6 protein-coding genes are annotated in these 11,517 nt (G+C 73.9%); 4 read left to right on the forward strand and 2 right to left on the reverse strand.

The genetic code is table 11. The annotated features are described in order from the left end of the window. The first annotated feature begins 212 nt into the window (after positions 1 to 212). From BM430_RS07575 to BM430_RS07590, 4 genes are all read left to right on the forward strand, one after another. Positions 213 to 6,275: a hypothetical protein gene (locus BM430_RS07575; RefSeq protein WP_093566630.1), complete on the forward strand. Its 6,063-nt coding sequence runs from the start codon at positions 213 to 215 to the stop codon at positions 6,273 to 6,275. A gap of 11 nt (positions 6,276 to 6,286) precedes the next feature. Then, positions 6,287 to 6,946 (forward strand): invasion associated locus B family protein, encoded by a 660-nt coding sequence (locus tag BM430_RS07580; protein WP_177302969.1) that lies wholly within the window; start codon positions 6,287 to 6,289, stop codon positions 6,944 to 6,946. A 116-nt stretch (positions 6,947 to 7,062) separates the two neighbouring features. Beyond that, positions 7,063 to 7,992 (forward strand): AEC family transporter, encoded by a 930-nt coding sequence (locus BM430_RS07585; protein WP_093566632.1) that lies wholly within the window; start codon positions 7,063 to 7,065, stop codon positions 7,990 to 7,992. Positions 7,993 to 8,397: 405 nt separating this feature from the next. Next, positions 8,398 to 9,786 (forward strand): GGDEF domain-containing protein, encoded by a 1,389-nt coding sequence (locus BM430_RS07590; protein ID WP_093566633.1) that lies wholly within the window; start codon positions 8,398 to 8,400, stop codon positions 9,784 to 9,786. Between the two features lie 264 nt (positions 9,787 to 10,050). Here BM430_RS07590 and BM430_RS07595 read toward each other — a convergent pair whose 3' ends face one another. Beyond that, a complete protein-coding gene (locus BM430_RS07595; protein WP_093566634.1) occupies positions 10,051 to 10,629 on the reverse strand; it encodes an amino acid synthesis family protein in 579 nt (192 codons plus the stop codon). Next, the gene (locus tag BM430_RS07600) at positions 10,626 to 11,516 is read right to left on the reverse strand and encodes a UPF0280 family protein (RefSeq protein WP_093566635.1); all 891 of its coding nucleotides are present in this window, start codon (positions 11,514 to 11,516) and stop codon (positions 10,626 to 10,628) included. The genes BM430_RS07595 and BM430_RS07600 overlap by 4 nt, the downstream gene beginning before the upstream one ends. Between the last annotated feature and the right edge of the window lies 1 nt (position 11,517).

The following is an 11,517-nucleotide window of genomic DNA, read 5'->3' on the forward strand; positions in this document are numbered from 1 at the left end:
TGTTCAACGCCTCTGCGCTAACTAGAGCCGTCGCGCGGCCGAGTGGATCCCGGACGCCAGCGGGGCCGGGGATCCAGGGTCGCAGACAAGCAGCGTTGATGTGCAAGTGCTCGTGGCGGCTCTGCTTCGCTCCTCTGAATGCGAAGTTTGATCACCGCACGTTCTGGAGGCTATCTGTCGCCATGTTCAGTGCGTATCGTCGTCCGAGCCCGTTGCTGCGCCGTGAACTTCTGGCGACGACGGCCCTGACTGTCGGACTCGGCGTCGCCTGCGCGACCGGAGCTCAGGCGCAATCCTATGCGGCCGGTACCAATGCGACGGCGGCCGGTACCAATGCGACGGCGGCCGGCACGAACGCCACGGCGGTCGGCCCGAACGCGTCGGGTGGCGGCGCCGAATCCTTCGCCGGCGGCTACAACGCCAATGCGCCCGGCGCCGGCGCGGTGGCGATCGGCTCGGGTGCCGGCGCGCAATCCGCGACCAACGCCCAGGGCATCATCAACTACCGGAACGGACTCGGCATCGCCGACCCCAGCACCGGGACCGACCCGAACAACATCCGGGCCGGGATGAACGGCAACTCGACGCCGGTCAACGAGAGTTCGAACCCCGCCAACGCCAATCCGAACGACGGCGCCTCCCCGTCCGGCACGGCGGTCGGCAAGGCATCGACGGTCGGTGGCGCCGGCGGCGTCGCGATCGGCTACCGGAACACGGCCGGAACCGGGACCTACAACTCGACCGCGATCGGCGCGAACAACGCCGCCAGCGGCAGCTACGGCATCGCGATCGGCTACAGCAACCTGGCGGACAACCGGTCGAGCATCTCGATCGGGACGAACAACTGGGCGAGCGGCGACATCGCCACCGCGATCGGCCGGCAATCCTACGCCATCGGCAACTATTCCTTCGCCCAGGGCTTCGTCGCCAGCGCCTACGGCACCGACGGGATCGCGATCGGTCGCCTCTCGATCGCGGGCGAGGCCGGGAGCGGCGGCACGGGCGCCGGGTCGTCCGCGGGCAACGTCGCGATCGGCGACACCTCCGCCGCCTCCGGCGGCGCGGCTTTGGCGCTCGGCAGCAAGGCGAAGGCGACGAGCGCCAGCGCCGTCGCGGTCGGCAGCGGCGCCTCGGCGGCCAATGCCCGCTCCGTCGCGATCGGCGCCGGCTCCTCGGCCCTGCGCGGGGCGATCTCGGCGAACGAGGTCTTCTCCGGCGTCGCGCTGGGCGCGGGCAACGCCGAGTTCTCGGTGGGCGCGACCGGCGCCGAGCGCCAGGTCACCAACGTCGCCGGCGCCACGCGGGCGACCGACGCGGTGAACCTGCGCCAGCTGCGCATGGTCGGCGACAGCCTCGCGGGCTCGCTCGGGGGCGGCTTCGACCCCGCGACCGGCGCCTACGCCGCGCCGAGCTTCAGCTATGGCGGCGTTCCCTACGCCAAGGCGACGGACGCCGTCCAGGCGATCGACACCTTCGCGCTCCGCTACGACCGGGACGGGAGCGGCACCCGGCTGCCCGGCGTCGACCTGACCCGCGGCGGCGCGGTCGGCTCCGCCGTGTCGATCACCGGGCTCGCCCCGGCTACCGTCGACAGCGGCGCCGTCGCCCTGTCGCAGATGCCGTTGCGCTATTCCACCGCCGCGAGCCCCACCACCGCCAACCCGGCCGTGCCCTCGAACGACGTCACCCTCGTCGGCGCGACGGGGGGCCGCCCGGTCGGACTGCACAACGTCGCGCCCGGCGACATCACCGCCGCGACCTCGACCGATGCGGTCAATGGCGGCCAGCTCTACGCGACGAACCAGCAGGTGGCGGGCAACACCGCCGGCCTGTCCGGCCTGAATACCGGCCTTGCCAACGGCACGATCGGCTTGGTGCAGCAGGACGCGACGAGCCGCACCCTCACGGTCGGAAAAACCACCGACGGCACGCTGGTCGATTTCACCGGTACGCAAGGCGACCGCCGCCTCACGGGGCTCGCCTCCGGCCTCCGCGACAACGATGCGGTGGCCTTCCGGCAACTGCGCGCCACCGGCAACGCCCTCGGCGGGGGGGCGTCCTACGATTCCGTCACCGGCGCCTTCACGGCCCCGAGCTACGGCGTCGGCGGGCGCAGCTACGGCGATGTGGGTTCGGCCCTCGCGGCGTCCAACAACCTCGCGGTGCAGTACGTGCCGGATGCCGCGGGCAGCCCGACCGGCACCGTCGATCTCGCCAAGGGCGGATCGAGCCCGGTGGCGCTCCGCGGCGTCGGCGCCGGGCGGCTCGCCGCGGGCTCGACCGACGCGGTCAACGGCGGCCAGCTCTATGCCACCGACCAGCAGGTGGCGGGCAACACCGCCGGCCTGTCCGGCCTGACGACCGGCCTGACCAACGGCACGGTCGGCCTCGTCCAGCAGGACGCGACGAGCCGCACCCTCACGGTCGGCAAGAGCACCGACGGCACGCTCGTCGACCTCGCCGGCACGCAAGGCACACGCCGCCTCGCCGGCCTCTCGGCGGGCCTCCTCGACAGCGACGCCGCGACGGTCGGGCAACTGCGCCTCTCGGGCAGCGCCTTCACCACGGGCCTCGGCGGCGGGGCCGCCTACGATCCGGTCACCGGCGCCTTCACGGCGCCGAGCTACAGCGTCGGCGGGCGCAGCTACGCCGATGTCGGCGGCGCCCTCGCGGCGACGAACACTCTGGCGGTGCAGTACGTGGCGGATGCGGCGGGCAACCCGACCGGCACGGTCGATCTCGCCAGGGGCGGATCGAGCCCGGTGGCGCTCCGCGGCGTCGGCGCCGGGCGGCTCGCCGCCGGCTCGACCGAGGCGGTCAACGGCGACCAGCTCTACCAGACCAACCAGCAGGTCGCCGGCAACGCGGCCGGCCTCGCGTCGACTGCCGGCGGCCTCGCCGACCTGCGCCAGGGCGTCTTGACCGGCAGCATCGGCCTCGTCCGGCAGGACCCGGCGAGCCGGGCGCTCACGGTCGGCGCCGGGACCGACGGCGTGCTCGTCGACGTCGCGAACGGCGCCGGCGCGGCCCGCACGCTCACCGGCGTCGCCCCCGGCCGGATCGTCTCCGGCTCCCGCGACGCCGTGAACGGCACCCAGCTCTACGACCTGAGCCAGCGCGTCGACGGCAACGGCGCGGCCGGCTCCGCCTTCCAGAATGCGGTGGCCGCCGGCACGATCGGCCTCGTCCGACAAGATCCGGCGAGCGGCGACATCACGGTCGGCGCGGCGACGCCGGGGACTCGCGTCTCCCTGCGCAACGGCGCCGGCGACGTGCGCCTCCTCACCGGGCTCGGGGCCGGCACCCTCGCGGCGACCTCGACCGACGCGGTGACCGGCGCCCAGCTCTACGACACCAACCAGCGCGTCGCCGGCAACACCGCCGCCCTCGCGGCGAACACGGCCGGCCTCGGCGACCTGCGCCAGGGCGTGCAGGCCGGCACGATCGGCCTCGTGCAGCAGGATGCAGCGAGCCGCACCCTCACGGTCGGCAAGACCGCCGACGGCACGCTGGTCGACCTCGCCGGCACGCAAGGCCCCCGCCGCCTCGCCGGCCTCTCGGCGGGCCTCCTCGACAGCGACGCCGCGACCCTCGGGCAGCTGCGCCTCTCCGGCAGCGCCTTCACCACGGGCCTCGGCGGCGGGGCCGCCTACGATCCGGTCACCGGCGCCTTCACCGCCCCAAGCTACAGCGTCGGCGGGCGCAGCTACAATAACGTCGGCGGCGCGCTCGCCGCGACGAACAACCTGGCGGTTCAATACGTGGCGGATGCGACGGGCAACCCGACCGGCGCGGTCGATCTCGCCAAGGGCGGGACCAGCCCGGTGGCTGTGCGCGGCGTCGCGGCGGGGCGGCTCGCCGCCGGCTCGACCGAGGCGGTCAACGGCGAACAACTCTACCAGACCAACCAGCAGGTCGCGGGCCTGGGTAGCGGGATCGCCGCCGGCACGATCGGGCTGCTGCGGCAGGACCAGGCGACCGGGGCGCTGAGCCTCGCCGGCGCGACCGGCGGCACCAGCCTCAGCCTCGTCAACGCCTCGGGCGATGCGCGGACCGTCACCGGCGTCGCCGCCGGGCGGCTGGCGGCGGGCTCGACCGAGGCCGTGAACGGCGGCCAGCTCTACGCCACCAACCAGCAGGTGGCGCGCAACGCGACCGATATCGCGGCCAGTGCCAGCGGCCTGTCCAGCCTGAGCACCGGCCTCGCCAATGGCGCGCTCGGCTTGGTGCAGCAGGATGCGGCGAGCCGCACCCTCACGGTGGGAAAAACCACCGACGGCACGCTCGTCGATCTCGCCGGCACGCAAGGCCCCCGCCGCCTCGCCGGCCTCTCGGCGGGCCTCCTCGACAACGACGCCGCCACGCTCGGGCAGCTGCGCCTCTCCGGCAGCGCCTTCACCACGGGCCTCGGCGGTGGTGCTGCCTACGATCCGGTCACCGGCGCCTTCACGGCCCCGAGCTACAGCGTCGGCGGGCGCAGCTACAATAATGTCGGCGGCGCGCTCGCGGCGACGAACACTCTGGCGGTACAGTACGTGGCGGATGCGGCGGGCAATCCGACCGGCGCGGTCGATCTCGCCAAGGGCGGGGCGAGCCCGGTGGTCGTGCGCGGCGTCGCGGCGGGGCGGCTCGGTGCCGGTTCGACCGAGGCGGTCAACGGCGACCAGCTGTTCTCGACCAACCAGCAGGTCGCGGGCCTGGGTAGCGGGATCGCCGCCGGCACGATCGGGCTGCTGCGGCAGGACCAGGCGACCGGTGCGCTCAGCATCGCCGCCACGACCGGCGGCACCAACCTCAGCCTCGTCAACGTCGCGGGCAACGCGCGGACCGTCAGCGGGGTCGCCGCCGGCCGCATTGCTGCCGGCTCGACCGAGGCCGTCAACGGCAATCAGCTCTACCAGACCAACCAGCAGGTCGCGACGCTCGACACGGCGATCCAGCAGGGCACGCTCGGCCTCGTCCGGCAGGACCCGGCCTCCCGCGGCCTCACGGTCGGCGCCGGCACCGACGGCACCACGGTCGCCTTCGCCGATCGCACCGGTGCGGCGCGCACGCTCACGGGGATCGGCGCCGGCCGGATCGTCGCCGGCAGCCAGGAGGGCGTCAATGGCGGGCAGATCTACGGCGTCACCGCCTCCCTCGCCACTGCCCTTGGGGGAGGGGCGGGGGTCGCCGCCGACGGGACGCTGACCCTTCCGCGCTTCACGGTGCAGGGCGGCACCTACGATTCGGTCGGCGGCGCGCTCGGCAGCCTCGACGCGGCGGTGACCAGCCTCAACACCAGCGGCAGCCGCTACGTCGCGGTCAACAGCACCGGGCCGGCCGCCCAGGCCAAGGGCGCCGACACGGTGGCGATCGGCCCGGGCGCCGTCGCGGGCGCCGGCCGCGGCGTGGCGCTCGGCGCCGGCGCAGTGGCGAGCCGGGCCGGCCTCGGCGGCGCCACCGAGGCATTCTCCGGCGTCGCGGTCGCCTCGAGCCAGGGCGCCGTCTCCGTCGGCGATGCCGGCGCCGAGCGGCAGATCACCAACGTCGCCGGCGGCACGCAGGACACCGACGCGGTCAACCTGCGGCAGCTGCGGGCGGTCGGACGCGGCCTCGCCGGGGCGCTGGGCGGCGGGGCGGGCTATTCCGCCGACGGCACCCTCACGGCGCCGTCCTACACGGTCGGCGGTCAGTCCTATGCCAGCGTCGGCGCGGCGTTCGGCGCCGTCGACACCTTCGGCGCGCGCTACGACGTCGATCCGGCGACCGGCGGGCGCGGCCAGTCGATGACCCTGGCGGGCGGCGACCCGAACCAGCCGGTGCTGATCCGCAACGTCGCCGGCGGCCTCCTGCCGACCGACGCGGCGAATCTCGGTCAGGTGACCCAGGCCGCCGCCCAGGCGCGGGCGGACGCCAACGCCTATACCGACCGCAGCGTCGCCGCCGCCTCGGCCGCGGCCAACGCCTATACCGACACCGCGGTGGCGCCGCTCCAGCGCCAGATGACCGCCTTCGGCGGCCAGCTCGCGGACCTGAACCGCCAGGTCGGCGAGGTGCGCGGCGAGGCCCGGCGCGCGGCGGCGATCGGCCTCGCGGCGGCGGCCCTGCGCTTCGACGACCGGCCCGGCAAGCTCAGCGTCGCGGCGGGCGGCGGCGTCTGGCGCGGCGAGGGTGCGGCCTCCTTCGGCCTCGGCTACACCCTGCCGGACGGCTGGGCGCGGGTGAACGCCACGGGCGTGGCCGCCGGCCGCGACTTCGGCGTCGGCGCCGGCGCGAGCTTCACGCTGAACTGAGGCGCGGGAGCTTGCGTCGCGCCGGCACCCGGATCGGACGGAAGCCGGGCCGCTCCTGCGGCCCGGCCGCCCTCGTCGCGGCTCTCCTGCTGCTCGCCCCGGGGCCGGCGGCGGCACAGCTGCGCGGCAGTCTCGGCGACACGCCGGAGGAGGTGCCGGCGGCGACCGGGTCCGTCGCGCCGACCGGGCGAGCCGTCGAGCAGCCTCCCGCCTTCGCGATCAAGCCGGTCGCCGGCGCGCCGGCCAGGCCCGGGGTGCGGCGGGTGATCGAGACCTTCGGCGGCTGGACGCTGATCTGCGACGAGGAGAAGCGGCGGCGCATCTGCAACGCCTCGCAATCGATCGTCACCGCCGCCGGCGGGCTCGCCTTCAGCTGGTCGCTCGCCGCGACGACGGGCGGCGAGCCGGTCTTCGTCCTGCGCGCCCCGGTCGCCGGCTTCCCGGCCCGCACCGTCACGCTGGACGTCGCCGGCCGGGAGACGGTGATCCGGCTGCCGAACTGCGACGCCGCCCTCTGCGTCGGCTTCCTGCCCCTCGACGCCGCGCTCGTGCGCCAGATCAAGGCCCGTGCCGGCGTGACCATCCGCTACCGCGTGCGGGAGGGGAGCGCCCCGGTGGCGATGGCCGCCTCCCTCGACGGGCTCGGGGCGGCCATCGGCAGCATCCGCTGACGGCCCCCCGGCGCGGCCCCGCCCCGCCGGTCGCGCGGGGCTCCCGCCCTTGCGCCCCGGCCCAGGCTGCACCAAAGCGGGTCCGCCGGCGCTCCGCCCGGTTCCGGCACTTCCCGATGCAGGCCGTCCTCAACGCCGCCCTCCCCATCTTCGCGCTGATCCTGGCGGGCTTCCTGTCCGGCCGCACCGCCCTGTTCGGGCCGGCCGCCGCCGACAGCCTGAACCGCTTCGCGATCTACCTCGCCCTGCCGGCGCTGATGTTCGGCGCGATGGCGAAGATCACGCCGGACCAGGTCGCCCAGGTCGGGTTCGCGGCGGCCTTCGCGGGCGGCATCGCGGCGGCCTTCGCGGTGGCCTATCTCCTCGGGCGCGGGCGCAGCCTTCGCAGCGCCCAGGCCTGCATCGAGGGGCTGGATGCCGGCTACAGCAATGTCGGCTTCATGGGCATCCCGCTCTGCCTCCTGGTGTTCGGGCCCGCGAGCCTGCCGGCGGCGGTGATCGCGACGCTGTTCACCGCCTGCGTGCTGTTCCTGTTCGCGATCGTGCTGATCGAGCTCGACCTCAAGAAGGGGGCGGGGTCCGGCACCGCCCGCAAGGTGGTGCTGGCGCTCTTGCGCAACCCGCTGCTGATCGCGCCGCTCGCCGGCCTCGCGGTCGGTCTCACCGGCCTCTCCGTGCCGGGCCCGATCGAGCGCTTCGCCGCGCTGCTGGGCGGTGCGGCCTCGCCCTGCGCCCTCGTCTGCATCGGGCTGTTCCTGGCGCAGGAGCGGGTGGTGCTCTCCGACATCCGGCCGATGGCGGCGCTCGTCGTGCTCAAGCTGGTGCTGCAGCCGGCGGTGACGGCCCTCCTCGTCTACAAGGTCTTCGCGGTGCCGGACCTGTGGGCGCGGGCGGCTTTGCTGCTCAGCGCCCTGCCGATCGGCTCCGGACCGTTCACGCTGGCCAAGCTCTACGGACTCGAGGCCGGCGTGACCTCGGGGGCGATCCTGCTCTCGCACGTCGCCTCGGTGGTCACCGTCTCGCTGCTCGTCGCCTGGCTCGCCTGACGCGGCGCGATCGACGACGGTCGTCAGGTCCGCGCCGGCAAGGCTGCGCCGTCGAACGGATCGGGGTCGCGAGAAACCGCTTGAGCCGGCCGCGCGTCCGCGGGATTGACGCGAGACGGATCGCGCGTTCGTCTCGGACGCGACGGCGCCCATGGTCCGGAATCCGCTCATGCCGCAGCGGAGGCGTCCCGTTCTGCGGTGATGGTTTAGGAATTTATGACGACGATGCTGCGCCGTCGGCGCTTAATCGAATCTTGAATGTTGACCCCGAGTCTAACACAATCGACCCGAGCAGGCAGGGCGGAGCGTACCATGAGAACGGGGGGCTGCCGACTTGGGCTGAGCACGGCCGCTTCGTCCGTATCCCCCGCCGGGACCCGGCTCGTCCGGAGCCGCGCGTAGGGCATGGCAGTTCCTCGTCTCCGCCGCTTCTTCGCCGCCGGGCCGCCGGCGCGCGACCGGGCGCTCGCCGGCCGGCTGATGCGGGTGATCTTCGGCTGCTACGTCGTGGTGGCGGTCGGCCTCACCGCCCTGCAGATGCTCGTCGCCTACCGGGCCGCCAGCCAGCGCCTGCAGGACGACGTGGCGGCGCTCCAGCGCACCTTCAGCCCCGGCATCGAGGATGCCATGTGGCGCTACAACGGCGAGGTGCTGCGCGGCATCCTGACCGGCATGCGTGAGATTCCGGCCGTCGTCGGGGTCGAGGTGCTGGACGAGGCGGGCGGGCGCGTCCAGGCGATCGGCACCGTCACCGACGCGTCCGGGCGGATCTGGCACATCGGCGGCCAGGAGGCGGCGCCCTCGGTCGCCCGCAGCTTCGGCACTCCGTTCAGCCGCACCTTCCCGATCGTCCACATCGACGGGAACGGCCGCCGCTACCCGATCGGCTCCTGGACCGTCCATTCCGACGACAGCATCGCGATCGAGCAGGTCAAGAACACGCTCTACGTGATCCTGATCAACTCGGCGATCAAGTCGGTGATGCTGTGGTTCATCTTCTACCTGGTGATCCGCACCATGGTCGGCCGGCCGCTGGGGCAGATCCGCGACTACCTCGCCCGGATCGATGCCGACACCCTGGCGGCACCGCCGCTCACGATCGAGGCCGGCGGCCGCAACGAGCTGCACGCGCTGGCCTCCGCCCTCAACACCATGCGCGACCGGCTGCGCTCCTCCTTCGAGGAGAACGCCGCGCTGATGCGCGACCTGCGCGAGATGAACGCGACGCTGCAGGACCGGATCGCCGAGCGCACCCGCGACCTCGAGACCCTGGCCCATACCGACCTGCTCACCGGCCTGTTCAACCGGCGCAAGCTCGACGAGGCCCTGGCCGAGGCCGCGGAGCAGGCGCGCGCGAGCGGCACCCCGCTGGCACTGATCCTCGGCGACGTCGACAACTTCAAGGCAGTCAACGACCGCTACGGCCACACGATCGGCGACCAGGTGCTGGTCGCCTTCGCGGCGCTCCTGCGCGACGCGGTGCGGCCCAGCGACATCCTCGGCCGCTGGGGCGGCGAGGAGTTCATGCTGCTCTGCCCGGCCACCGACCTCGCGGCGGCCACCGCCATCGCGGAGCGTCTGCGCCAGCGCGTCGAGGCCACCGCCCTGCCGGAGGTCGGTCCCCGCACCTGCTCCTTCGGCGTCGCCGTCCTGGCGCCGGCTGAGAGCACCGACAGCCTCGTCGCCCGCGCCGACGCCGCGCTCTACCGCTGCAAGCGCAGCGGGCGGAACCGCGTCGAGGCGAGTGCCGGGCTGCGGCCGGAGGTGGAGGTGCCGGAGCGGGGGGCGGCGTGAGCAGGGGCCTGTTACCGGCTGTTGCTCACCGTCCCGTTGGCTGACCCGACAGAAGACTCACCCTCCACGTCATCCCGGGGCTCGACGAAGTCGAGAACCCGGGATCCATAAGCGCTGACGCTCCAAGATGAGGCGGGATCTCTTCCGTTCTATTCTCGATCGTCGGCGGTTATGGATCCCGGGTTCCGCTGCGCGGCCCCGGGATGACGTCGCGTGATGGTGACGTGAGTGCCCGCCCGCCTGCCGTCGCGGCCGGACAGATCCTCACCGCTGCCCGTCCCACTTCGCGATCGCGTCCTTCGTCAGGCCCCCGACCCGGGCATGCGGCCGGCCGCCGGTGGTCATCGCCAGCGCGAACAGGATCTCGTCGGCCCGCGGCCCGTCCGCCACCGCCACCGTGACGCCGTCGAAATGCGAGCGGACATAGGCCGCGTCCTTGTGGTGGATCGGCACGTCGAGGGCGGCGCCCATCGGCCCGACCTTGGTCATCGACGGCACGATGGCGAGCGCCTGGCCGAGCAGCTCGCGCATGGCGTAGCCGCCGGGCACGTGCCACAACGCCCCGTGCTCCAGCTCGCCGGCCGCCCCCACCAGCGAGCCCTTGCCGTAGGCCTCGATCCGGCCGGGATCGCCGCCGAGCGCGTCGAGGAGCTTGCGGGCGCACTCGACGCCGAGCGGCTTCAGGGCGTCCATCATCGGGGTGATCTCGGGCTCGTAGCGCCCGGCGAAGGGGTTCTTCACCAGGCAGGCGACCGAGCCCTTGAGGATCGGGGTAGCGAGCGCGGGGCCGCAATCGTGGCGGACCTCCTCGACGGTGACGACGATCTTGCGGACCTCGATCATGGGCGGATCTCCCGGATGTCTTCGAGAAGGGTCGTGTCTTCGAGATGAAGGGTTTCATCGAGGACGACGGAGCGGCCCTGGAGCATCAGGGCGGCGGAGCGGATCAGGCCGGCATCGCGCATCGCCGCTGCCCGGCGCCGTCCGGCCTCAAGGGCGGCCTCGATCTCGGGCCCTGTGAGCGCCGGCACCGCGACGGTGACGAGGCGGGCGCCGAGGTCGGAATCCGGGTCGAGGTCGGTGGCGGGCGTGCGCGCGACGCCCGGATGCCCGGGCAGGTCGACCGCGTTGGCGATCAGCGTCGCGGCGGCGTCGGCCGCGGCGGCGTTCCGGGCGAGCACGGTCACCGAATCGGCCAGCCCGAGGGAGAAGGAGCGGCCCTGCCGCCCCGAGGTGGCGATGCCACCGATGCCGTCCCGGTGGCGCAGGGTCACCCGGCCGTTCACGGCCGGCACCGGGCCGCGGGAGAAATCCGCCGCGACGCCGACCGACAGGGTCTCGCCCTCGGTCAGGTACAGGGCGATGTCGCCGCCGTCGTTGACGAAGGCCTTGTCGAGGGGGGCGGCCTCGCCCATCGCCTCGAGGATCTCGTCGGCCACCGCGCCCGCCACCGCGGCCATCGGGGTGATGAAGGCGCGATGCGGCCGGCACGCCGCCACCATCCGGCGGGCGACCGCACCCTCCACCCGGGGGCGTTCGCTGATCGGCTTGCGCAATTCGGGCAGCTCGGCGACGAGTTCCCCGAGAATCGTCGCGAAGCGCGCGACCGCCGCCCGGTGCGCCTCGTCCACGGCGGCCTCGGCCCCGTAGGCGCGCAACACGAGGTCGATCGGCCCGTGCTGCAGGTGCAGCCGGCCGTCCGACAGGATCTGGTGCGCCGGGCCGTCCATC

Origin of the sequence: Methylobacterium sp. 174MFSha1.1 (assembly GCF_900116815.1) — a bacterium.
Classification (GTDB): Bacteria; Pseudomonadota; Alphaproteobacteria; order Rhizobiales; family Beijerinckiaceae; genus Methylobacterium.